This window comes from Variovorax sp. 10L426, assembly GCF_056395305.1.
On record NZ_JBFTJF010000002.1, the window covers coordinates 321,316 to 342,393 of the forward strand.

At 66.3% G+C, this 21,078-nt stretch carries 22 protein-coding genes; 13 read left to right on the forward strand and 9 right to left on the reverse strand.

The features are described 5' to 3' along the window. Window positions 1-64 precede the first annotated feature (64 nt). From AC1DHL_RS04135 to AC1DHL_RS04145, 3 genes are all read right to left on the reverse strand, one after another. Window positions 65-961 (reverse strand): 1-acyl-sn-glycerol-3-phosphate acyltransferase, encoded by an 897-nt coding sequence (locus AC1DHL_RS04135; protein WP_478160799.1) that lies wholly within the window; start codon window positions 959-961, stop codon window positions 65-67. Window positions 962-1,032: 71 nt separating this feature from the next. Continuing rightward, window positions 1,033-2,088, reverse strand: coding sequence for a DUF3500 domain-containing protein (locus AC1DHL_RS04140; RefSeq protein WP_478104848.1), 1,056 nt, complete (start codon window positions 2,086-2,088; stop codon window positions 1,033-1,035). A gap of 7 nt (window positions 2,089-2,095) precedes the next feature. Then, complete coding sequence (locus AC1DHL_RS04145; RefSeq protein WP_478104849.1) at window positions 2,096-2,578, reverse strand: adenosine-specific kinase; 483 nt, start codon at window positions 2,576-2,578, stop codon at window positions 2,096-2,098. 196 nt (window positions 2,579-2,774) lie between these two features. On the opposite strand from AC1DHL_RS04145, the gene AC1DHL_RS04150 reads away from it, so the two are divergent. Further along, window positions 2,775-3,002: a CDGSH iron-sulfur domain-containing protein gene (locus tag AC1DHL_RS04150; RefSeq protein WP_478104850.1), complete on the forward strand. Its 228-nt coding sequence runs from the start codon at window positions 2,775-2,777 to the stop codon at window positions 3,000-3,002. 25 nt (window positions 3,003-3,027) lie between these two features. Further along, a complete protein-coding gene (locus AC1DHL_RS04155; protein ID WP_478160801.1) occupies window positions 3,028-3,702 on the forward strand; it encodes a protein-L-isoaspartate(D-aspartate) O-methyltransferase in 675 nt (224 codons plus the stop codon). A 13-nt stretch (window positions 3,703-3,715) separates the two neighbouring features. On the opposite strand, the gene AC1DHL_RS04160 is transcribed toward AC1DHL_RS04155, so the two are convergent. From AC1DHL_RS04160 to AC1DHL_RS04185, 6 genes are all read right to left on the reverse strand, one after another. Next, the gene (locus AC1DHL_RS04160; RefSeq protein WP_478160803.1) at window positions 3,716-4,447 is read right to left on the reverse strand and encodes a ribonuclease activity regulator RraA; all 732 of its coding nucleotides are present in this window, start codon (window positions 4,445-4,447) and stop codon (window positions 3,716-3,718) included. Between the two features lie 19 nt (window positions 4,448-4,466). Further along, a complete protein-coding gene (locus AC1DHL_RS04165) occupies window positions 4,467-5,468 on the reverse strand; it encodes a Bug family tripartite tricarboxylate transporter substrate binding protein (RefSeq protein ID WP_478160805.1) in 1,002 nt (333 codons plus the stop codon). 4 nt (window positions 5,469-5,472) lie between these two features. Next, window positions 5,473-6,477, reverse strand: a complete 1,005-nt coding sequence (locus AC1DHL_RS04170) for a Bug family tripartite tricarboxylate transporter substrate binding protein (protein ID WP_478104855.1) — start codon at window positions 6,475-6,477, stop codon at window positions 5,473-5,475. Between the two features lie 20 nt (window positions 6,478-6,497). Continuing rightward, window positions 6,498-8,237: an L-arabinonate dehydratase gene (araD, locus tag AC1DHL_RS04175; RefSeq protein WP_478160807.1), complete on the reverse strand. Its 1,740-nt coding sequence runs from the start codon at window positions 8,235-8,237 to the stop codon at window positions 6,498-6,500. Window positions 8,238-8,344: 107 nt separating this feature from the next. Then, complete coding sequence (locus AC1DHL_RS04180) at window positions 8,345-9,376, reverse strand: LacI family DNA-binding transcriptional regulator (RefSeq protein WP_478160809.1); 1,032 nt, start codon at window positions 9,374-9,376, stop codon at window positions 8,345-8,347. Between the two features lie 37 nt (window positions 9,377-9,413). Then, the gene (locus tag AC1DHL_RS04185; protein ID WP_478160811.1) at window positions 9,414-10,526 is read right to left on the reverse strand and encodes a 3-deoxy-7-phosphoheptulonate synthase; all 1,113 of its coding nucleotides are present in this window, start codon (window positions 10,524-10,526) and stop codon (window positions 9,414-9,416) included. Window positions 10,527-10,636: 110 nt separating this feature from the next. Here AC1DHL_RS04185 and AC1DHL_RS04190 point away from each other — a divergent pair, with 110 nt between their 5' ends. The 11 genes from AC1DHL_RS04190 to acs all read left to right on the forward strand — a co-directional run bounded on the left by AC1DHL_RS04190 (window position 10,637) and on the right by acs (window position 21,035). After that, complete coding sequence (locus tag AC1DHL_RS04190) at window positions 10,637-11,551, forward strand: LysR family transcriptional regulator (RefSeq protein ID WP_478160813.1); 915 nt, start codon at window positions 10,637-10,639, stop codon at window positions 11,549-11,551. 205 nt (window positions 11,552-11,756) lie between these two features. Then, a complete protein-coding gene (madL, locus tag AC1DHL_RS04195; RefSeq protein ID WP_478104863.1) occupies window positions 11,757-12,173 on the forward strand; it encodes a malonate transporter subunit MadL in 417 nt (138 codons plus the stop codon). A gap of 5 nt (window positions 12,174-12,178) precedes the next feature. After that, window positions 12,179-12,943, forward strand: coding sequence for a malonate transporter subunit MadM (madM, locus tag AC1DHL_RS04200; RefSeq protein WP_478104866.1), 765 nt, complete (start codon window positions 12,179-12,181; stop codon window positions 12,941-12,943). 13 nt (window positions 12,944-12,956) lie between these two features. After that, the gene (gene mdcA / locus AC1DHL_RS04205; RefSeq protein ID WP_478160815.1) at window positions 12,957-14,639 is read left to right on the forward strand and encodes a malonate decarboxylase subunit alpha; all 1,683 of its coding nucleotides are present in this window, start codon (window positions 12,957-12,959) and stop codon (window positions 14,637-14,639) included. Window positions 14,640-14,649: 10 nt separating this feature from the next. Next, window positions 14,650-14,985, forward strand: a complete 336-nt coding sequence (gene mdcC, locus AC1DHL_RS04210) for a malonate decarboxylase acyl carrier protein (protein ID WP_478160817.1) — start codon at window positions 14,650-14,652, stop codon at window positions 14,983-14,985. Continuing rightward, on the forward strand, window positions 14,982-15,860 hold the full coding sequence (locus AC1DHL_RS04215) for a biotin-independent malonate decarboxylase subunit beta (protein WP_478104873.1): 879 nt from the start codon (window positions 14,982-14,984) through the stop codon (window positions 15,858-15,860). Before mdcC ends, AC1DHL_RS04215 begins: the two co-directional genes overlap by 4 nt. Before the next feature lie 14 nt (window positions 15,861-15,874). Next, on the forward strand, window positions 15,875-16,576 hold the full coding sequence (locus AC1DHL_RS04220) for a biotin-independent malonate decarboxylase subunit gamma (RefSeq protein ID WP_478160819.1): 702 nt from the start codon (window positions 15,875-15,877) through the stop codon (window positions 16,574-16,576). Then, a complete protein-coding gene (mdcG, locus tag AC1DHL_RS04225; protein WP_478160821.1) occupies window positions 16,573-17,259 on the forward strand; it encodes a malonate decarboxylase holo-[acyl-carrier-protein] synthase in 687 nt (228 codons plus the stop codon). Before AC1DHL_RS04220 ends, mdcG begins: the two co-directional genes overlap by 4 nt. Then, window positions 17,256-18,119 carry a triphosphoribosyl-dephospho-CoA synthase gene (locus AC1DHL_RS04230; protein ID WP_478160823.1) on the forward strand — a complete coding sequence of 288 codons (864 nt, stop codon included), beginning with the start codon at window positions 17,256-17,258 and terminating at the stop codon, window positions 18,117-18,119. The genes mdcG and AC1DHL_RS04230 overlap by 4 nt, the downstream gene beginning before the upstream one ends. Further along, entirely contained in the window at window positions 18,116-19,024 is a 909-nt protein-coding gene (locus AC1DHL_RS04235; RefSeq protein ID WP_478160825.1) for an acyltransferase domain-containing protein, read from the forward strand. Before AC1DHL_RS04230 ends, AC1DHL_RS04235 begins: the two co-directional genes overlap by 4 nt. A gap of 46 nt (window positions 19,025-19,070) precedes the next feature. Next, window positions 19,071-21,035 carry an acetate--CoA ligase gene (acs, locus tag AC1DHL_RS04240; protein WP_478160827.1) on the forward strand — a complete coding sequence of 655 codons (1,965 nt, stop codon included), beginning with the start codon at window positions 19,071-19,073 and terminating at the stop codon, window positions 21,033-21,035. Window positions 21,036-21,078: the final 43 nt, after the last annotated feature.

Consider the following 21,078-nt stretch of genomic DNA (forward strand, 5'->3'; position numbering starts at 1 on the left):
GCGGTCGCGTCTGACTCGCCTCCCATTTGCCCGGAGAAGCACCCTGCGCGTTGTCCTGTTCGACTCAGAGCGGGTCCTGCAACCCGGCCGTGCGCTGAGCCGACCCGGTCGCGAAGATGAGGTCGCGCATCTGCGCTGCGATGGATGCGTCGAGCGGCTGCGCACCGTCCGGCCCCGCGCTCGGCGAATTGCCGAATGTGACCCTGGCGACCAGATCGCGGTAGCGTGGCAGCGCCACCTGCAGCGCTGCAGCGAGCTTTTCCTTGTTGCGCTCCGTGCGGCGCAACAGAGTGAGCGGATGCCTCTGTGCATCCGGCGAAATGACATGGCTCACCAGCGCGGGCACGAACCGCGTTCGAGGGGCCATCCGGGCGAACAAGGTATAGCTGCTGGACCAGTTCCGCAATGACGCCGCTGCCCGGTGCGGACCAAAGGTGGCGGGATCGGGCTCGATCTCTCCCGCCGGGAATGTCAGCAGAGCGCCGCCCTCTTGCAAGTGCCTGCCGGCAGTTCGAATGACGGCCATCCGCCCGCTTTCTTCATCAGGAAGAAAGATCAGTTGCCGCGCGACATTGGGCAAGGCGCGAAGAAACGGGCGATCCGAGGCAATCACCCGAAGGTCGGGACGAGACGCGAGACTGGTGAAGAGTGCGACCGTGTCGGTCATTCCGGGGTGGTTTGCCAGAATGATCACGGGACCTTGCGGCGGAACGTATTCCAGGCCGGAGGTGACGATGCCGGCGGTCATCCGGCTCATCAGCCACGCGCTGCCTTGCGCAAGGCCATGCTGGCCGACGCGGTTGTCGAACTCGTGCGCAGTCCATGCGAAGCGGCGGGCTGCAGGCTGAAACAAGCGGCCCACAGGCGTGCGACGGAGGCCCAGCAGGCCCACCGAATCCATCAGGTCGACGATGTTGATCTCGGTGAGTGTCTCGACCAATGGCGACGCGGTGACGGTCATCTGCCGGTTGATGATTGAATTTGTACTGGCTGGGGCACGCATCCATTCTTTCAGATCGGGGAGGGCAACACTCAGTGCCGGTGGCTGCTTGCGCGTGCGAGGCGGTAGTGCTCGGCGAGCACGTCGCGCCCCCAGTCGCCCTCGAAGTCGCGCCACACGCTGTGGATGTGGTTGCCGCCCGAGTTGTCCCATTCGATCAGGAAGCGCGCGCCCTGGACGCGCCAGTAGTGCGGCTGGCCGCGCTCGGTGGCGCCGGCCCAACCGAAGCGGATGCCGTCCAGGCCGCCCGCACGCACGCGTTCCAGCCGCTGCTGCGCCAACGACGGTTCGGCGACCGAAGCCAGCGACTCGATGATGCGCAGCAGCATGGCCTGCTGCGCTGCGTCCATGGCGCTGAAGGCCACACCCACAGGTGCCATTGGATCCAGCTGCGCCGCATTGCGCGTGACGATGTCACCGAATGGCTGGGCACTGAAGATGGCCTGCTGGCGCTGCGCCGCCGAGAAGGCGGCCAGCAGTGCAAAAGCGCGGTCTTCTTCCTCGCCCAGCGCGCGCTGACCCTTGCGCGGGCCCCCGTTGCCGATGTCGCGCGGAACCTGCGCCGGATTGGCACCCAGGAACTGCGGCAGCGTGGCCACCACCTGGCCGTCGGCCAACGTGAAATGCAGCGAGAGATGGTGCCCTTCGATCCGCCAGCCCCAGGGCGCAGTGGCGTCCGGCGTGCCGAACAACACGAATGCGTAGTTCTCCGGATCGCGCGAGGGGCCGAAGGACTCGATCTCGCGCAGCGCGATCTCCAAGGCGATGATGGCCTGCACCTTGACCAGCCCCGGCTCCGACAAGGCCGCGGCCAGCAACTGCTGCGCTGCCTTGCGCTGGGCATCCTCCATGGTCTTGAATGCAATGCCGGGCCGCCTGCGCGGCGTGTAGTTCCAATCGCCACGCGCCTCCAGGGTGAACGGCCGCACCAGTTCTGGCCGCTGCGCCGCCGGCGTCGCCTCCAGCAACGCCCGCGCCGCGGCCGTCATCGCCTGCGCCGCGCGGCCGGTGTCGGCCGCGGTGGCGGCATGGGGCACTGCGGCGAGCAAGGTCCAGCAAGTCATCCAGGCGGACAGAGTGCGCAGCATGGTCGGCTCAGAGCTTGTAGCCGAACTGGCGCAGCAAGCCCTTTCGCGCCTCGACGTCGGATTCGGTTTCGATGCCCTTGCTGGTCGCGCCATCCACGACGCCGAGAATCCCGCGCCCGCTCCCGGTCTCGGCCACGACGACTTCCGTCGGATTGGCCGTCGCGCAGTAGATGCCGCAAACCTCCGGCACCGCCTTGATGGTGTTCAGGATGTTGATCGGAAATCCGCCGGTCATGAAGATGATGAAGGAATGCCCGCAGCCAAGCGCCAGGGCGTTCCTCTGCGCCAGTTCGATGAGTTGCGCGTCGTTCCCGGTTCGACGAACCAGTGCGGGGCCACTCGACTCGCAGAACGCGATGCCGAACTTCATTTGGGGCGCCGTCTGAACGATCGCCTCGTGCAGATCTTCGATCGTCTTGATGAAGTGCGACTGACCGAGGATGAAGTTCATGTCGGCCGGCTTGTCGATCGGGACGGTTGTGAGTTCCACGGCAGTCTCCTTCCAGCGAAACATCGCTACCCACCCATTTTGGGGAACTTGCAGGTGCCCTGGGCGGAGTGCCTCCTCGTCCAAGGGTCTCCCGGTTGAAGTTGCCGGAGCGCTTTGCTCAAATGCGGAAACAAGCGCCTTTTTGCGCGTGTGCTTCTAGGGCCTGTTAACAGGCCCCAACCCTGTGGAGGCAATCATGGCAAGACTGGTCATGCGCACGCGCAGCAAGCCCTATCCGGTGGACATCGGCGGCGAGACGCAATTCATCTGCGGTTGCGGCCTGTCGGCGACCCAGCCCTTCTGCGACGGTACGCACAAGCTGACACGCGATGAGCAGGAGGGAACGCTCTGCTGGTACGACGCCGATGTGCAGCGCAAGGAACTCGCGCACGCCTTCCCCAACATCCGCACCCCGAGCGAATAGGCTCGCCCGACACCCGGCAGGCGCCATGAGCGAACCGGATTTCACGATGCTGCGGCAGCGCATGCTGGCCGAGATCGCCGCCAAGACGATTTTCTCGACCACGTACCTGGGCAAGGCGACACTGGATTCGAGGGTCATGAACGCCATGGCGACGGTGCCGCGCCACGCGTTCGTGCCGTTCGAACTGCGTCCCTATGCCTACGTCGATTCGCCCTTGCCGATCGGCTTCCGAAAGACGATCTCTCAACCCTTCATCGTCGCGGTGATGACCGACCTGCTCGGCGTGCAACCGACCGACACGGTGCTCGAGGTCGGCACCGGGCTGGGCTATCAGTCGGCCATCCTGGCGGAACTCGCGCACCGCGTTTTCAGTGTCGAGATCATCGAGGAACTGGCCGAGCAGGCCGTGCGACGGCTGGCCGACCAGGGGCGCACCAATGTCGAGATCAGGATCGGAAACGGTTGCCATGGCTGGCCTGAACACGCGCCATTCGACAAGATCATGGTGACGGCCGCGCCCGAGCTGATCCCGCCGGCGCTCATCTATCAGCTGAAGCCCGGCGGCACGATGGTGATACCGGCCGGGTTGCCCGACACACAGCAGCTCATCCAGCTCAAGAAGGACGCGCAGGGCTCAGTCACCACGAGGGAAATCTTCCAGGTGCTTTTCTCGACGCTGGAGGACACGGACACCGAATGATCGCTGGCCAAGCTCAGATGCCCTTGGCCTTTCGCCACACTTCGAATGCCGCCCTGGTGTCCGCATTCGGCGGATAGGTGCCGGCCAGCTTGGCGCCACCCTCGATGCGCTCGAGCACGAAGGCTTCCATCTTCTCCTGCTCGGTCGCATCACGCGCGACCTCTTCGGCCAGATGCTGCGGGATCACGACCACCCCTTCGTCATCGCCCACGATCACGTCGCCCGGATACACCGCGACACCACCGCAGCCGATCGGCACGTTGAGGTCGATCGCGTGGTGGTGGATCAGGTTCAGCGGCGCACTGCCGCCGGCGCAATAGACGGGAAAGTCCATCTGCGAAATGGGCCCGCTGTCGCGTACGGGCCCGTCGGAGACGAGGCCAGCGGCGCCGCGGACCTTGAGCCGTGTCGTGAGAATCTGGCCGCCCGAGGCCACGCGCTTTTCGCCGCGGCAATCGATCACCAGCACATGGCCCTCGGGCACGCTCTCGATACCCTTGCGCTGTGGATGGTTCGGATCGTCGAAGGCGCTGATCTGATCGAGGTCCTCGCGCGACGGGATGTTGCGCATCGTGAAGGCCGGGCCGACGAGATTGCCGCCGCTCGGTCGGGTCAGGCGTCCAACGCCTTGCAAATACACATTGCGAAAGCCGCGCTTGAAGAGTTGCGTGCAAAGCGTGGCGACGCTGACGTGGCGCAGCTGCTCGCGTGCTTCGTTGGAAAGCGATGGTGAAGGTGAAGACATGGCGTGTTCTGTCATGGGATCAGTTGACGGAGGCGCCGGATTTGCGGATCAGCTCATCCCAGCGCGGGATCTCTTTCTTCATCAGTGCCGCCAGTTGCTCGGGCGAGCCGGCCACCACTTCCATGCCGAGCTGGTTGGTGAGCTTGTCCTTCACCTCAGGCATCTGAAGGATCTTCGCGATCTCGGACGAAAGGCGCTGTGCAATCGGCGCCGGCAGGCCCTTGGGCGCATACACGGCCTGCCACGATGCCATCTCGAAGCCTTTCACGCCCGCTTCCTGCATGGTCGGCAACTGCGGCGCGAGCGCCATGCGCCTGGCGGTGGTCACGGCCAGCAGCTTGAGCTTTCCGCTTTGCACCAGCGGCAGCGCGGCCGTGATCTGGTCGAACATGAAGGTCACCTGTCCCGACGACACGTCGAGCATCGCAGGAGGCGTTCCCTTGTACGGGATGTGCGTGAGCTTCACGCCGATCGAGTCACCGAACAGCTCGCCCGCAAGATGTGTCGAGGTGCCGGCACCCGATGACGCGAAGGTGCGTTTCGTCGGATCCTTCCTCAGCAGCGAGACCAGGTCCGCCACCGAGTTCACGCCCAGATTCGGGTCGACGATGAGCACGTTCGGCAAGAAAGCCACGAGCGAGATCGGGTCGAAATCCTTCACCGGGTCATAGGGGAGGTTCTTGTAGAGGCTTGCGTTGATCGCGTGCGTGCTGATCGTGCCGCCGAACAGCGTGTAGCCGTCGGGCTTGGCCTTGGCGACGAAGCCTGCGCCGACGGCGCCTGCGGCGCCAGGCTTGTTGTCGACGATCACTGGCTGGCCCAGCGCTTCGCCGAGCTTCTGCGCAATGAGGCGGCCGATCACGTCGGTCGACCCGCCGGGCGTGAAGGGCACGACGTAGGTGATCGGGCGCGTGGGCCATTTGTCGGTGGTCTGCGCCGGCGCGATCGCGGGGCTCGCGAGCAAGAGCGCCGCGCTCAGTTGGAACACCGCACGAAGTGCGTGAAGACGGGTGGTGTGCATGTCCCTACTCCACCCTGACGCCGCGCGTCTTGATGACCTGGCCGTAGCGCGCCTTGTCGGTCTCGATGATCTTCTGCAGTTCGGCCGGCGTGCTGCCGCGCGGCGTGGCGCCTTGCGCGATCAGCGCCTGTCGCATGTCCTCGGCGGCTACCACTTCCTTCACATCGGCGGCGATCTTGTCGACAAGCGCCTGCGGCGTTCCGGCGGGCGCGAGCAATGCGACCCATGAGCCTGACTCGGCGTTGGGCACCCCCTGTTCCGCCAGCGTCGGCACGTCGGGCATCGCGGGCGAGCGCTGCGCGCTGGTCACGGCCAATGCACGCAGCTTCCCCGTCTTCACGTAGCCGGAGGTTTCGAGGATCGAGGCGAAAAGCATGTCGACGTGCCCCGCCATGAGGTCGGTCATGGCCGGCCCGCCGCCTTTGTAGGGCACGTGCACGAGCTTGATGTCCCCAGCCTGCTGGAAGATCTCGGCCGTCAGGTGCGGGGATCCACCGCTGCCGGAACTGGCAAAGGTGTACTTGTCAGGCGAAGCCTTGGCCAGCGCGATCAACTCCTTTGGCGTCTTCGCCGGCAGGTCCGGCCGCACGACGAAAGCAAAAGGCAAGTCCGCGAACAACGACACGGGCATGAAGGCCTTGTCAGGTTCGTAGGCCATCTTGTAGAGCGAAGGATTGATCGATTGCGTGCCCACGTTACCGATGAGGAAGGTGTAGCCGTCGGGCTTGGCCTTGGCCACCACGTCCATGCCGACGATGCCGCCCGCGCCAGTGCGGTTGTCCACGACGACCGTCTGGCCCCACTTCTTGCCAAGGCGCACAGCCAGCAGCCGCGCGGCGATGTCGGTGCCGCCGCCCGGCGAGAACGGCACGACGAAGGTGACGGGACGCGTCGGCCAGCCCGCCGGCACTTGCGCACCGGCCGCCAGGGGCACGAGCGGCAAGGCGACGAGCGCGAGTCGTGTGGCGAGGCGGCCGAAACGGCGGCGCGGGAAAGCTTGTGTCTCCATGCTCTTCTTTCGATGGGGGTTCAGTGGATCTCTGGCTCGGATGGGCCGGCCGCCTCGGCATAGTCCGGCGCAAGGAAGTCGAAGTCGCAGCCGGTGTCGGCCTGCTGCACATGCTTGAGGAACATCACGCCGTAGCCGCGGCTGAATTTCGGGATCGGCTTGCGCCATTCGGCGCGGCGCCTCGCGAGTTCCTCCTCGCTCACCGCCATGTCGATGCGGCGCGCGTCGACGTCGAGCGTGACCAGATCGCCGTCCCGCACCAGCGCCAGCGGGCCGCCCACATGCGATTCGGGCGTGACGTGCAGCACGCAGGCGCCGTAGCTGGTGCCACTCATGCGCGCATCGCTGATGCGCACCATGTCGCGCACCCCTTCCTTGAGCAGCTTCTGCGGGATGGGCAGTTGACCCCACTCGGGCATGCCGGGCGCGCCCTGCGGGCCGGCGCTTTGCAGGACGATCACGCTGTCTTTCGTGACTGGCAGGTCAGGGGCGTCGATGCGCGCGGCGAGGTCGTCGTAGTTGCGAAAAACGACGGCCGGACCGGTGTGGCGGCGCAGATGCTGCTCCATCGCGGCCGGCTTGATGACGGCGCCATCGGGCGCCAGGTTGCCGCGTAGCACCGCGAGGCCTCCGCTCTCGAGCAAGGGTTGCTCGCGCGAATGGATGACATCGGTGTTGTAGACCTCGGCGCCGGCCATGTTTTCGGCCAGCGTCTTGCCGTTGACTGTCATCTGGCTGCCATCGATGAGCTTGCCCATCTGGACCAGGAAGGCGCGCAGGCCGCCTGCATAGAAGAAGTCTTCCATCAGGTACTTTCCGCCCGGCCGGAGGTTGGCAATGACGGGCGTCGAGCGCGCCAGCTCATCGAAGCGCGTGAGGTCCAGCGGCACGCTGGCGCGGCGTGCCATCGCGATCAGGTGCACGATCGCGTTGGTCGAGCCGCCAAGCCCGAGAACAGCAGTCACGGCGTTGTCGAACGAAGCCGGCGTGAGGATGTCGAGCGGCTTCAGGTCTTCCCACACCATGTCGACGATGCGCCTGCCGGTGTGCGTGGCCATCATCGCGTGACGCGAATCGGCCGCGGGAATCGATGAGGCACCCGGAAGCGTCAGGCCGAGCACCTCGGTCGCGCTGGTCATCGTGCTGGCCGTGCCCATGGTCATGCAAGTGCCGGGCGAGCGCGCGATGCCGTCTTCCACGTCCTGCCAGTCCCGCTCGGAAATGTTTCCCGCCCGCAGTTCGGCCCAGTACTTCCAGGTGTCCGAACCCGAGCCGAGAAAACTGCCCTTGTAGTCGCCGCGCAGCATCGGGCCGGCGGGAACGAAGATGGTCGGGAGGTTCATCGCCAGGGCGCCCATCACCAGACCCGGCGTGGTCTTGTCGCAGCCGCCCATGAGCACGCAGCCGTCGGCGGGATAGGAGCGCAGCAGTTCTTCCGCCTCCATGGCCAGCAGGTTGCGATACAGCATGGTGGTCGGCTTCTGAAAGGCCTCTCCAAGGCTCATCGTCGGGATCTCGACCGGAAAGCCTCCGGCCTGCCAGACGCCGCGCTTGACCTCCTCCACCCGCTGCTTGAAGTGGGTGTGGCAGGAGTTCATGTCGCTCCAGGTGTTGAGGATCGCGATCACCGGCTTGCCCAGGTAGTCGTCGCGGCTCAGGCCCATCTGCGCCGTGCGCGACCGGTGGCCGAAGCTGCGCAGATCTTTCACGCCGTACCAGCGGTGCGAACGAAGGTCTTCCGGTTTCTTGCGTGAACTCATGGCTTGTCTCTTTTTGCGCGTCAAATGTTAGCGCTGTCATTGCATCATAGACAACAACTGCAGCAGCGGTCAACCGCCAATTTCAGTCGGTTACCAACAAGGAGATCTCAGGTGCTCTGACGCTCGATCAGCGAGAAGCCGAGGTCGATGACCTTCTGTTCGACCTCGCGCCCCTCGGCCCGGTCGACGATGAAGCGCGCCGCCTGCCGGCCGATGCCCGTGCCGTCGATGCGAACGGTGGTGATGGCCGGGTGCGCGTGTTGTGCAAAGGCCAGATCGCCGAAGCCGATGACGGCGAGGTCCTGCGGCACGCGCAATCCACGCGCCTGCGCCTCCGTGATCACGCCATGGGCCAGCGCGTCGGAGCTGCAGGCCACGACATCCGTGGCCGGATGGGCGTTCAGCACGTCGGCGAGCGCGGTGCGGCCGCTGCCCAGGGTCGTCGGCGCCGGCACGTTGTGTACCGGCACGATCGAGCCGCCGAGCGCCTTCCAGGCCTCTTCGAAGCCGGCGCGGCGCAAGTTCGCGCGCCGATCGTCGCCGGTGACGATCGCGGGCCTTCTGTAGCCCTTGCGGTGCAGGTATTGCGCTGTGGCGGAACCCGCTTTCTCGTGCGAGAAGCCGACCAGCATGTCGACGGGTGTCGGGGTCAGGTCCCAGGTCTCGACGACAGGAATGCCAGAGGCCAGCAGGCGGCGCCGTCCCTCGGCCGAACGCATGATGCCGGTCAGCACGATGCCGTCCGGGCGCCGGCCGATGATGGCGTCGATCAGTGCGTCCTCGCGCGAATTGTTGTAGCCGCTCTGCCCGAGCATGAGTTGGTAACCCTTCTCGGCAAGCGCCTCCGTCAAGGCCTGGATCGTCTCCAGGAACACCGGCCCGGCGATCGTCGGCACCAGCGCCGCGACCAGACGGCTACGGTTCGATGCCAGCCCGCCTGCCAGCAGGTTGGGCACGTATCCGGTGCGCTCCACGGCCAGCCGCACCTTCTCGCGTGTCTCCGGCGACACCAGGTCGGGTGTGTTGAGCGCACGCGAGACGGTGATGGCCGAGACCCCCGCCAGCCTGGAGACGTCGTTCAGCGTAATGCCACCCGTGCCGCGCCGCGATGCTCTGCCGGAGGTGGTGTGCTGGCTCAAGAAAAGGACTCCGAAGAAAGGACTCCAAATGTTAACGCTAACGTCGTCGGCTGCGCACCGAGCTTGCCAGCTCATTCAGGACCGGAAGCGTCTGCGCAAAACTGATGCAGGCGTCCGTGATCGAGACGCCGTGCTTGAGCGGCACGCCGGGAACCAGATCCTGTCGGCCTTCCTCGAGATTGCTTTCGATCATGACGCCGGTGATGCGTCGTTCGCCTGCGGAGATCTGCTCCGCCACATCGCGTGCCACGACGATCTGGCGCTGATGCTGCTTGCTGCTGTTGCCGTGCGATACGTCGATCATGACCTGCTCCCTCAGGCCACCGGCACGCAGGGCCTCGCAACTCGCAGCCACGTCTGCGGCCGAATAGTTCGGCGTTTTTCCACCACGCAGGATCACGTGACAGTCGTCGTTGCCGCGGGTCTCGAAGATCGCCGCCATTCCCATCTTGGTCATGCCCATGAAAGCGTGCGGAGCCCTCGCGGCAAGGATGGCGTCGGCGGCCACCTTGATGCTGCCGTCAGTCCCGTTCTTGAAGCCGACCGGGCAGCTGAGCCCTGAGGCGAGTTGGCGATGGCTCTGGCTTTCTGTAGTGCGCGCTCCGATGGCGCCCCATGCGATGAGGTCGGCGATGAACTGGGGACTCAACAGGTCGAGAAACTCGGTACCCGTCGGGAGCCCCAGCAGCGTCAGCTCGAGAAGCAGGCGCCGCGCGCGCTCCAGGCCCTCGTTGATGGCGAAGCTGCCATCCAGATGCGGGTCATTGATGTAGCCCTTCCAGCCCACGGTCGTGCGCGGCTTCTCGAAATAGGTGCGCATGACGATCAGGAGGTCGTCTTCAAGATCGTCAGCCGCCTTCTTCAGTTGGTGGGCGTATTCGATGGCCTGGTCATGGTCGTGGATCGAACAAGGCCCGACCACAACGATCAATCGGTCGTCGCGACCGTGCAGGATATTGGCGATCGCGGCGCGGCTGGCTTCCACCAGGGCCAGCGTGTCGTCCTGGACCGGCACTCGCTCCTGCAGGAGCGCCGGCGTCATCAGCGGGCGAACCGCGCCGATGCGCACGTCATCGATGCGGGTGGTGTCGATGGTGCTGTCGCGCGAGCCGATCTCGGCATCGTGGAGGGGGTCGTCGAGCTTCGGCATGGTCTTGCGGGTCGAATGAGAAAGCCGACATTTTCCTTCAGCGACAACTCGAAGAGCTCGAAGACCTACGCATTGGCACTACGATGAGTCCTTCAAGGACGATCCGCCCAATGCTCATACGCATCGACGAGGACATCACATTTCGCAAGCTCGAGATCCTCCTGGCCTTCATGGAAACAGGCAATCTTGCGCGGGCTGCCGAGCGGCTCGACATCAGCACCGTGAGCGTGCACCGCGCGCTTCATTCGCTCGAGACGGGCATGCGATGCGCGCTCTTCCGCCACGAAGGCCGCAACCTGCATCCCACCGACGCGGCGAACACGCTGGCCGAAGCGGCGCGCGACGTGCTCCGCACAATGTCCGAAGGCATCCGCGCGACGCGCGACGTGGCCGGCTATTCGGCTGACCGGATCCGCATCGGATCGCTCTATTCGCTGACCAGCCGGACGGTGCCGAGCATCGTGATGGGGATGAAGGTGCGCAAGCCCGAACTGCACCTGGAACTGGTGCTCGGCTCCAATGCCGACCTGCTGCAACGGCTGCGCGACGGCGTGATCGACGCCGCGCTGCTCGGCCTGCCCGAAGGCGCGGCCGACGTGGAATCGGAGCTTCTGTTCGAGGATGACATCTTCTTTGCCGCACCCACGGGTTCGCCCTATTGCGAGATGCAGGAGGTCGACCTGGGCGCCTGCGCCAACGAGCGTTTCGTGAGCCTGGGCGAAGGCTTCGTGACGTACACCGGCTTCCGGGACTCGTTTCGCGTTGCCGGCTTCACCCCCAACGTGGTCATGGAAACCGGCGACATCTTTTCGTTGATGAACCTCGTGAGCGGCGGCATCGGCTACACGCTGCTGCCGGGCCGCGTGCGCGGCGTGATGCCGCAGCGCGTGCAGTTGATTCCCCTGCAGAAGCGCTATCTCATGCGCCAGAAGATCGGCGTCAGCTTTCTGCGCACGCGGGAGCGCGACCCCAATCTGCTGGCGCTGCTGGCGGTGTGCCGGATGGCGCGCGCAGAGTTGGCCTGAGCGGGCGCGAGCCCATCTCGCCGGTTCAGGGTTAACCCTCGATCGTTTCACTCCGAGCGTTTTTGCGCGCGGGTGGTTAATTGATCGCATCCGGGGCGCCCGATACCTTTCGTCTCCAGGGAACAGCGCTTTTTCTGCCAAGCAGGCAAGGCACCAAGTTCCTCCGGGTCGCGCAGTCGCGCGGCGCGAACCAAGGAGACCACTCATGATCATCTACGGCACCGCGCTGCTGGCAGTCTGCCATCTGCTCGGCATCTTCATCGGCGACCTGCTCGGGCAGGCACTGGGCGTCAAGACCAACGTAGGCGGTGTCGGCATCGCCATGCTGTTGCTGATCTTCGCCCGCATCTACATGCAGAAGAAGAACATGCTGCCGAAGCTCACCGAGGTCGGCGTGGAGTACTGGGGCGCGATGTACATCCCGGTCGTCGTCGCCATGGCAGCACAGCAAGACATGGTGTCGGCCCTGCGCGGCGGCCCCGTGGCGCTGTTGTCGGCGATCGGGGCGGTCGCTGCCTGCGCCGTGGTCATCGCGGCGATCAATCGCACCGAGCGTCCGGCGCACGAACCTGCGCCCTCCCCCATGCTGCACGACAACCCCCTGCTCGCCGAAGTGGAGTGACCACCATGCTCGAAATCCTCGAAAAAGCCGCCGCCCTGAACGGGCTCGTGACCGCATTCGCCATCGTCGGATTCATCGTTCTCATCTCGGGGCAGATCTCGCGCCGGCTGACTTTCGGCCGCGTCCATGGCTCGGCCATCGCCATCGTGATCGGCCTGGGGCTTGCCTATTGGGGCGGCACACAAACCGGCGGCCACAAGGGCCTGGCCGACATGTCGCTGTTCGGAGGCATCGGCCTGATGGGTGGTGCGATGCTGCGCGACTTCGCCATCGTCGCAACCGCCTTCGAGGTGCAAGCGACCGAAGCGCGCAAGGCGGGTTTGATCGGCGTGGTCGCGTTGTTGCTGGGCACGGTGCTGCCCTTCATCGTCGGCGCTGCCGTCGCCTGGAGCTTCGGCTACTCGGACGCCGTGAGCATGACGACCATCGGCGCCGGTGCGGTGACCTACATCGTCGGCCCGGTCACCGGCGCAGCCATTGGGGCCACTCCCGACGTGATGGCACTGAGCATCGCCACCGGCCTGGTGAAAGCCATCATCGTCATGGTCGGCACGCCGATCGCGGCGAAGTTCCTCGCCTTGAAGACGCCGCGCTCCGCGATGGTGTTCGGCGGGCTGGCGGGCACGGTCAGCGGTGTGTCCGCAGGCCTTGCCGCCACCGATCGCAAGCTGGTGCCCTACGGCGCGCTGGTCGCGACCTTCCATACCGGCCTCGGCTGCCTGCTCGGCCCGTCGCTGCTGTTCTTCGCCGTCAAGGCCTTCGTGCATTGAGGACATCACCCCCATGGACCGCATGAACTGGAACTCCAGGACCGCCAACCGCACGGCGCGGCTGGCAAGGGTCTCGCAAGCCCTCGGCGCGAAGCGCGCGGGCAAGGCGGTGGCCACCGAAGCCATTGCCACGCTGCTCGAGGCCGTGCTCGAACCCGGCGACCGCGTCTGCCTCGAAGGCAACAACCAGAAGCAGGCCGACTTCCTGGCGAAGGCACTGGTGGGCCTCGATCCTCAGCGCGTGAATCGCTTGCACATGGTGCAGTCGGTGCTGGCGCTGCCGGAGCATCTGGACCTCTTCGAGAACGGCATTGCCTCGCGCCTCGACTTCAGCTTTTCGGGGCCGCAGGGCGCGCGGCTGGCCAAGCTGGTGTCGGCGGGGCGCATCGAGATCGGCGCGATCCACACCTACCTCGAACTGTTCGCACGGTATTTTGTCGACCTCACGCCCAAGGTGGCGCTGGTGGCGGCTCAGGCGGCCGATGCCGAGGGAAATCTCTACACCGGCCCCAACACCGAGGACACGCCCGCCATCGTCGAGGCAACTGCGTTTTCGGGCGGCATCGTCATCGCGCAGGTCAACGAACTGGTCGACGGCACGACGACCACGTTGCCGCGCATCGACATCCCGGCCGACTGGGTCAGCTACGTGGTGAAGGCGCCGCGCCCGAACTTCATCGAGCCGCTGTTCACGCGCGACCCTGCGCAGATCAGCGAGATCCAGGTCTTGATGGCCATGATGGCGATCAAGGGCATCTACGGCGAGTACGGCGTGCAGCGCCTGAACCACGGCATCGGCTTCGACACCGCGGCCATCGAGCTGCTGCTGCCGACCTACGGCGAATCGCTGGGCCTCAAGGGAAAGATCGCGAAGCACTGGGCATTGAATCCGCACCCGGCGCTGATCCCGGCGATCGAGGCGGGATGGGTCGAGTCGGTGCACTCGTTCGGTTCCGAGCTGGGCATGGAGGACTACATCCGCGCGCGCTCCGACGTGTTCTTCACCGGGCCCGATGGCAGCCTGCGCAGCAACCGCGCCTTCTGCCAGGCGGCAGGCCACTACGCCTGCGACCTGTTCATCGGGTCGACCTTGCAGATCGACCTCGACGGCAACAGTTCAACCGCGACGCTGGGCCGCATCGCAGGCTTCGGCGGCGCGCCCAACATGGGGGCCGATGCGCGCGGCCGGCGGCACTCCAGCCCCGCCTGGCTGAAGGCCGGCCGCGAGGCACGCGCCGGACGCAGCGGCGCTGCCGGCACGCCGCGAGGACAGAAGCTGGTAGTGCAGATGGTCGAGACCTTCCGCGAGCACATGCAGCCGGCCTTCGTCGACCGGCTCGATGCCTGGACGCTGCAGGAGCAGGCCGGCATGGAACTGCCGCCGATCATGATCTACGGCGATGACGTGACGCACATCCTCACCGAGGAAGGCATCGCCAACCTGCTGATGTGCCGCAGCGATGCCGAGCGCGAACAGGCGATCCGCGGCGTGGCCGGCTACACCGCCGTGGGGCTGGGACGCGACAAGCGCGCGGTGGAGAACCTGCGCGACCGCGGCGTGATCCGCCGGCCGCAAGACCTCGGCATCGACCCGCGCGATGCCACGCGCAACCTGCTGGCCGCGCGCAGCATGCGCGACCTCGTGCGCGCATCCGGCGGCCTGTACCAGCCGCCCAAGCGCTTCCGCAACTGGTGAAGGATTCAACATGAGCGACATTCCCGTGGGGCTCGAAACCCTGGACTTTTCTTTCGCGGGCGGCCGAGCTGTCGGCGCCTTTGCGCCGGTGCTCGTCGGCGTGGTGGGCTCGGGCAATCTCGAAGTGATGCTCGAAGCCGCCGCCGGCGACGGCTGCGCAGTGCGCGTCGAGACTTCCGCGCGCGGCTTCGGTCCGATCTGGCAGGCCGTCGCCGAAGACTTCTTTGCGCGCCACCCGATCGGCGGCGTGCGCGTCTCGATCAACGACATGGGCGCGACGCCCGCCGTCGTGAGCCTGCGGCTGGACCAGGCCGTGGCCGAACTGCCTGAAGGAGCATCCGCATGATCAGCTTTGCCGAATGCTCAGCACGCGAGCGCCTCGCCCTGTTGCTCGACGCGGGCAGCTTTCACGAATGGATTCCGCCATCCGAGCGGCTGACCAGTCCGCATCTGGCACAGCTGGGCGTGCCTTCGGCGTTCGATGACGGTGTCGCCATCGGGCGCGCGAAGCTCGATGGACATGACGTATTCGTCGCTGCACAGGAAGGCGCCTTCATGGGTGGCGGCGTCGGCGAGGTGCACGGCGCCAAGCTGGTCGGCTTGCTCCGGCGCGCCTTGCGCGACCGGCCTGCCGCCGTGGTGCTGTTGGCGGAATCCGGCGGCGTGCGCCTGCACGAAGCCAATGCCGGATTGATCGCAGTGTCGGAAGTGATGCGCGCCGTGCTCGACGTGCGTGCAGCCGGCATCCCGGTGGTCGTGCTGATCGGCGGCGCGAACGGCTGCTTCGGCGGCATGGGCATCGTCGCGCGCTGCGCCGACTTCATCGTGATGAGCGATGTCGGGCGGCTCGCGATGTCGGGGCCCGAAGTCATCGAGGCATCGCATGGCGTGGAGGAATACGACTCGCGTGATCGGGCGTTGGTGTGGCGCACCAGCGGTGGCAAGCATCGCTGGCTGACCGGGGATTGCGACGCGCTCGTCGAGGACGACGTGCAGGCTTTCCGTGCAGCGGCGATGGCCGCGATCAAGAAGTCGCGGCCAGTCACCCTCGAAACGCTCGAGGCCGAGCACGCACTGCTCGAAACGCGCCTGCACTTGCTTCCGCAGGAAACCGATGGCGCCGATGCGGCGACGTGGCTGTGGCGTGAACTCGGCATCGACAAGGCCGAGTGCGTGCCCGAACTGGATGTAGGCGCGGTGCGCGATCTGCGCACGGCATGACAAGGCGAACGAACATGAACTGGAACCACGTTGTGACCCGGCTCTTCGGGTCTTATCACGGCATGCGCGCTGCAGGCGACTTTTTCAAAGGCGACTTGATTTTCGAAGGCCGCCCCCTCACGGTCGTCGGGACCACGAACCACGCACCCATCGGCGTCGCACTGGCCCTGGCACAGGCCCGCGTGATCCTCGACACGATCGCGCAGCATCCGAGGCGTCCGATCCTGCTGCTGATCGACACGCAGGGCCAGCAGCTGCGCCGTCGCGATGAGACCCTCGGCATCAATCGCGCGATGGCGCACCTGGGGATGTGCATCGACATGGCGCGTCGACGCGGCCATCCCGTCATCGGACTGGTCTACGACCAGGCGCTGTCGGGTGGCTTCATCACCTCAGGGCTGATCGCGGATGGCTGCTACGCCTTGCCCGAGGCCGAGATCCGGGTGATGCGGATTCCGGCGATGGCGAGGGTGACCAAGCTTTCCGAAGAAATACTCGCGGCGTTGTCGCAATCGAACCCGGTGTTCGCGCCAGGCGTTGGCAACTACGTGGCGATGGGCGGCGTTCGCGCGTTGTGGGACGGCGACCTTGCAGCCGCACTGCGCGATGCCCTGGCGAACACGCCTGTCGAGGACACGCGCGCGCAGGACGGCGCCGAGCGCGGCGGACGCAAGCTCGCGGCATCCGTGGTGCAGCGCGTGTTGGCCGAGGCATGACGGAAGGGACTGGCGCCATGGATGCGCTGCGCAGGCATCGGCTCGTCCGCCTGACCTCGGATGGCTGGGCCACCGTGCGGGCTCGGGCATGGGACGCGCCGGCACGCGACTGCCTGGCGCATTGGGCGGCCAACGGTTTGCCGCTGGTCGTGACGCGGCAATCGCCTGTCGCCGGCAGCGACGTGACCGCCCTCGGCTTGCCCGCTCCTGCTTGCTGGGAACGCCGGCGTATTGCGCTGCACGTTGCGCCCTCTTCGCTCTTCGGCTTCGAGGAGTTCCCCGAACTGGCCGCGGTGCTGACGTTGTTGCCGGAATCGGCGCGGGCCGCAGCTTGCGATCTGCAAGCCGGCCTGAGGGATTGCGGCGCAAGTGCGCGTGTCTACGGCAGCTACGGATGGCAAGCACTCACCGGCCTCGATCACGTTCGGCCGGGTTCTGACCTGGATGTATGGGTGCAGGTTGAAGATGCCGCACACGCGGATGACGTGGCGCATCGACTGGGCAACTCTGCGATAGCGCAACCTCGACTGGATGGGGAGCTCATGTTTCCCGATGGCAGCGCAGTCGCGTGGCGCGAGTGGTCTCAGTGGCGTGCGGCTCGCACGCGCGCCGTGCTGGTCAAGCGGCTGACCGGCGCGATGTTGTTGCGCGACACCTCCTCCCTTGCGGCGCTTGAAGCATGAACGCGGCCACCCTCCCCGTCAGGCTCGGATCAACGCTCACGCCGGCAGCGATCGGACGCGCCGCGACGCTCGCGCTGCACGACGAGCTGGCCTTGTCACCCAAGCCCGGCCTCGTCACTCTGGTCGACAACGGCAGCCACGACGACATGGACGCACACACCTTCATGCGAAGCCTGTTCGCCTTGCGCAGCTACTTCGTGCGGATTGCCGAGGCCGGCCATGCAGGCGCGGAATTCGGCGAACTCGAACGCTGCGGCATCGCCGCCGAAGCGCGCATGCTGGCCGCGACCCGGGGTGTCAACACGCATCGTGGCGCGATCTTCATGCTCGGCCTGGTGTGTGCGGCGGCCGGCGCGATGGCCCGCGAGTGTGATGGCGCGATGCGCGCCGTTCAATTGCGCGACGCATTGCGTCGGCATTGGGGTGCTGCGTTGACCGCACGCAGCCAGCGCGTGCCGACGCTGCCCGGCGGCATCGTTGCGCGCCGAATGGGCTTGCGCGGCGCGTCGGAAGAAGCGGCGTTGGGTTTCCCGGTGTTGTTCGAGGTGGCCGTACCGACGTTGGCGAATGGGCTCGCAAGGGGCCTGTCGCCACAGTTCGCGAGGCTCGACACCTTGTTCCATGTGATGGCCGTCCTCGACGACAGCAACCTCGCGCATCGCGGCGGACTGGCCGGATTGCGCCACGCGCAAACCGCTGCGCGGAAGTTCATCGACGACGGCGGCGTTGCGAGCACCGACGCGCTGGCGCGAGCCCGATCGATCGCCGATGACTTCGTCGCCCGGCGCCTCTCGCCCGGCGGCGCGGCGGACACGCTCGCCGCGGCATGCTGTGTCATGCGCATTTGTGCAGCACCATGAGCTTCGCACTGCTCTTCTCCGGCCAAGGCACCCAGCACGCGGCCATGATGCCCTGGCTCGCCGAAGACGAACGCGTGGCCGAGATGCGTGCTCGGCTCGGCGTGGACGATTGGCGACGCAGCCTCGAAGATCCGGCGTGGGCGGCAAACAATGCCAACGCACAGACACTGCTGACTGGCCTCGCACTGGCGGCATGGGCTCAGCTTGTGCCGATGGTCCCGCCGCCTGCAGCCGTGGCGGGCTACAGCGTCGGCGAACTCGCGGCCTTCAGCACGGCAGGTGTGTTCGACATCGCCACCGCGACGGCCTTGGCGTCCTTGCGCGCCGCCGCCATGGACAAGAGCGCAAGGCATGTGCAGGGCGGCCTGCTCGCCGTCACCGGTCTGGCTGAATCCGCGCTGCAAAGGCTGCGCGCCGACACCGGCCTAGCCCTTGCCATCCGCAATGGCATCGAGAGCGTCCTGCTGGGCGGCCCGACGGCAGCGCTGGAGCAGGCGCAACGGATCGCCGCAAGCGAAGGCGGGCAATGCACCCGGCTGAAGATCAAGGTCGCATCCCACACGCCATGGATGCGCGAGGCGGCGGAGCGCTTTGCGCAAACGCTCGCGGACGTGCCCTTCGAATCGCCGCAAATCGTGCTGTTCAGCAATGCAGGCGATCGCGTTGGCGATGCCCGCGCCGCCAGAGCAGCGCTCGCGGCCCAGATCGCGCAGACCGTGCGCTGGGACGAGTGCATGGAGAACATCGCTGCGCGCCAGGTGCATTGCGTGCTCGAGATCGGCCCGGGCCAGGCGCTCACGCGCATGTGGAACCAGCGCTACCCGGCCATCCCGGCGCGCGCCTGCGACGACTTCCGCAGCGTTGCCGCCATCGCGAGTTGGCTGCGCGCGCATTCGGATGACTGAATTTCGCCATCACCCTCTTTTTGAACTGAAACCAAGGACCCACACCATGAGCGTCGAAGCAATCACCCGCGCCGCACCCAAAGTCGAACTGCAGCGCGCGCACGTCAACGGCATGGCCGCCTACGAAGCGCTGGTGGCCGAGGCCGAGGCCGACTACGCCGGCTACTGGGCCCGCCTTGCGCACGAGTTCGTCACGTGGAAGACACCCTTCTCGCGATCGCTCGACGACAGTAATGCACCCTTCTTCAAGTGGTTCGAGGACGGGACGCTGAACGCCTCGTACAACTGCCTCGACCGTCACGTCGATCGCGGCCTCGGCAACAAGGTCGCGATCGTCTTCGAAGCCGACGACGGCGAAGTCACCCGCGTCACCTACAGCGACTTGCTCGCACGAGCCTGTCGCCTGGCCAATGCGCTGAAGACGCGCGGCGTGAAGAAAGGCGACCGCGTCGTCATCTACATGGCGATGAGCGTCGAGGGCGTGGTCGCGATGCAAGCCTGCGCGCGCATCGGCGCCACCCACTCTGTGGTGTTCGGCGGCTTTTCGGCGCAGAGCCTTCGTGATCGCATCGAAGGCGCCGGCGCGGTGATGGTGATCACGGCCGATGAGCAGGCCCGCGGCGGCAAGCACCTGCCGCTCAAGGCCATCGTCGACGACGCCATCGCGCTCGGCGGCTGCGAGTCGGTCAAGGATGTGATCGTCTATCGCCGCACCGGCGGCGGCATCGCCTGGAAGCCATCGCGAGACCGATGGATGCACGAGGAGACGCGAGGCCAGCCGGACGTTTGCGAGCCTGAATGGGTCGGCGCCGAGCACCCGCTCTTCCTGCTGTACACCTCGGGGTCGACCGGCAAGCCCAAGGGCGTGCAGCACTCGACCGGCGGCTATCTGCTTCATGCCGCGCTCACGACGAAGTGGACCTTCGACCTGAAGGACGATGACGTGTTCTGGTGCACGGCCGACATCGGCTGGGTCACCGGCCACACCTACATCGCCTATGGCCCGTTGGCGCTGGGTGCGACGGAAGTGGTGTTCGAAGGCGTGCCGAGCTATCCGGATGCGGGACGCTTCTGGAAGATGATCCAGGACCACAGGGTCACCGTGTTCTACACGGCGCCGACTGCCATTCGCTCCCTGATCAAGCTGGCCGAGGGCGATGCAGCCGTGCACCCGAAGCGCTTCGACCTGTCGAGCCTGCGCATCCTCGGCTCCGTGGGCGAACCGATCAACCCTGCCGCCTGGGCGTGGTACCACCAGCATGTGGGCGGTGGGCGCTGTCCGATTGTCGACACCTTCTGGCAGACCGAGACGGGCGGTCACATGATCACGCCCCTGCCCGGCGCCACGCCGCTGGTGCCCGGCTCGTGCACGCTGCCCTTCCCGGGCATCTCGGCGGCGATCGTCGACGAGACCGGCAACGACGTGCCCAACGGACAGGGCGGCATCCTGGTGCTGAAGAAACCATGGCCCAGCATGATCCGCACCATCTGGGGCGAACCTGAGCGCTTCAAGAGCAGCTACTTCCCGCCGGAACTCAAAGGCTGCTACCTCGCGGGCGACGGCGCGATCCGCGACGAGAAAACGGGCTACTTCACCATCACCGGCCGCATCGATGACGTGCTGAACGTGTCCGGCCACCGCATGGGGACGATGGAGATCGAGTCGGCACTGGTCTCCTGCACCGACCTGGTGGCCGAGGCGGCCGTGGTCGGTCGCCCGGACGACACGACGGGCGAGGCAATCTGTGCCTTCGTCGTGCTGAAGCGCTCACGGCCAACGGGTGACGAAGCGAAGAAGATCGCCACGGAATTGCGCAACTGGGTCGGTCGCGAGATCGGGCCGATCGCCAAGCCGAAGGAGATCCGCTTCGGCGACCAGTTGCCAAAGACGCGCAGCGGAAAAATCATGCGGCGCCTGTTGCGCTCGCTGGCCAAGGACGAGGCGATCACGCAAGACACCTCGACGCTGGAAAACCCCGCCGTGCTTGCGCAGTTGGCGGAGAGGAATTGACGGGCTGCCCGATGGCGACGTCAGGGCGGCGGCGGGGCGGCTC

Excerpts from the sequence above, each read along its gene's own strand:
- AC1DHL_RS04135 (WP_478160799.1), bottom strand. The coding sequence starts at position 961 with ATGACCGTCACCGCGTCGCCATTGGTCGAGACACTCACCGAGATCAAC.
- AC1DHL_RS04140 (WP_478104848.1), bottom strand. The coding sequence starts at position 2,088 with ATGCTGCGCACTCTGTCCGCCTGGATGACTTGCTGGACCTTGCTCGCC.
- AC1DHL_RS04150 (WP_478104850.1), top strand. The coding sequence starts at position 2,775 with ATGGCAAGACTGGTCATGCGCACGCGCAGCAAGCCCTATCCGGTGGAC.
- AC1DHL_RS04155 (WP_478160801.1), top strand. The coding sequence starts at position 3,028 with ATGAGCGAACCGGATTTCACGATGCTGCGGCAGCGCATGCTGGCCGAG.
- AC1DHL_RS04160 (WP_478160803.1), bottom strand. The coding sequence starts at position 4,447 with ATGTCTTCACCTTCACCATCGCTTTCCAACGAAGCACGCGAGCAGCTG.
- AC1DHL_RS04165 (WP_478160805.1), bottom strand. The coding sequence starts at position 5,468 with ATGCACACCACCCGTCTTCACGCACTTCGTGCGGTGTTCCAACTGAGC.
- AC1DHL_RS04170 (WP_478104855.1), bottom strand. The coding sequence starts at position 6,477 with ATGGAGACACAAGCTTTCCCGCGCCGCCGTTTCGGCCGCCTCGCCACA.
- araD (WP_478160807.1), bottom strand. The coding sequence starts at position 8,237 with ATGAGTTCACGCAAGAAACCGGAAGACCTTCGTTCGCACCGCTGGTAC.
- AC1DHL_RS04185 (WP_478160811.1), bottom strand. The coding sequence starts at position 10,526 with ATGCCGAAGCTCGACGACCCCCTCCACGATGCCGAGATCGGCTCGCGC.
- AC1DHL_RS04190 (WP_478160813.1), top strand. The coding sequence starts at position 10,637 with ATGCTCATACGCATCGACGAGGACATCACATTTCGCAAGCTCGAGATC.
- madL (WP_478104863.1), top strand. The coding sequence starts at position 11,757 with ATGATCATCTACGGCACCGCGCTGCTGGCAGTCTGCCATCTGCTCGGC.
- madM (WP_478104866.1), top strand. The coding sequence starts at position 12,179 with ATGCTCGAAATCCTCGAAAAAGCCGCCGCCCTGAACGGGCTCGTGACC.
- mdcA (WP_478160815.1), top strand. The coding sequence starts at position 12,957 with ATGGACCGCATGAACTGGAACTCCAGGACCGCCAACCGCACGGCGCGG.
- mdcC (WP_478160817.1), top strand. The coding sequence starts at position 14,650 with ATGAGCGACATTCCCGTGGGGCTCGAAACCCTGGACTTTTCTTTCGCG.
- AC1DHL_RS04215 (WP_478104873.1), top strand. The coding sequence starts at position 14,982 with ATGATCAGCTTTGCCGAATGCTCAGCACGCGAGCGCCTCGCCCTGTTG.
- AC1DHL_RS04220 (WP_478160819.1), top strand. The coding sequence starts at position 15,875 with ATGAACTGGAACCACGTTGTGACCCGGCTCTTCGGGTCTTATCACGGC.
- mdcG (WP_478160821.1), top strand. The coding sequence starts at position 16,573 with ATGACGGAAGGGACTGGCGCCATGGATGCGCTGCGCAGGCATCGGCTC.
- AC1DHL_RS04230 (WP_478160823.1), top strand. The coding sequence starts at position 17,256 with ATGAACGCGGCCACCCTCCCCGTCAGGCTCGGATCAACGCTCACGCCG.
- AC1DHL_RS04235 (WP_478160825.1), top strand. The coding sequence starts at position 18,116 with ATGAGCTTCGCACTGCTCTTCTCCGGCCAAGGCACCCAGCACGCGGCC.
- acs (WP_478160827.1), top strand. The coding sequence starts at position 19,071 with ATGAGCGTCGAAGCAATCACCCGCGCCGCACCCAAAGTCGAACTGCAG.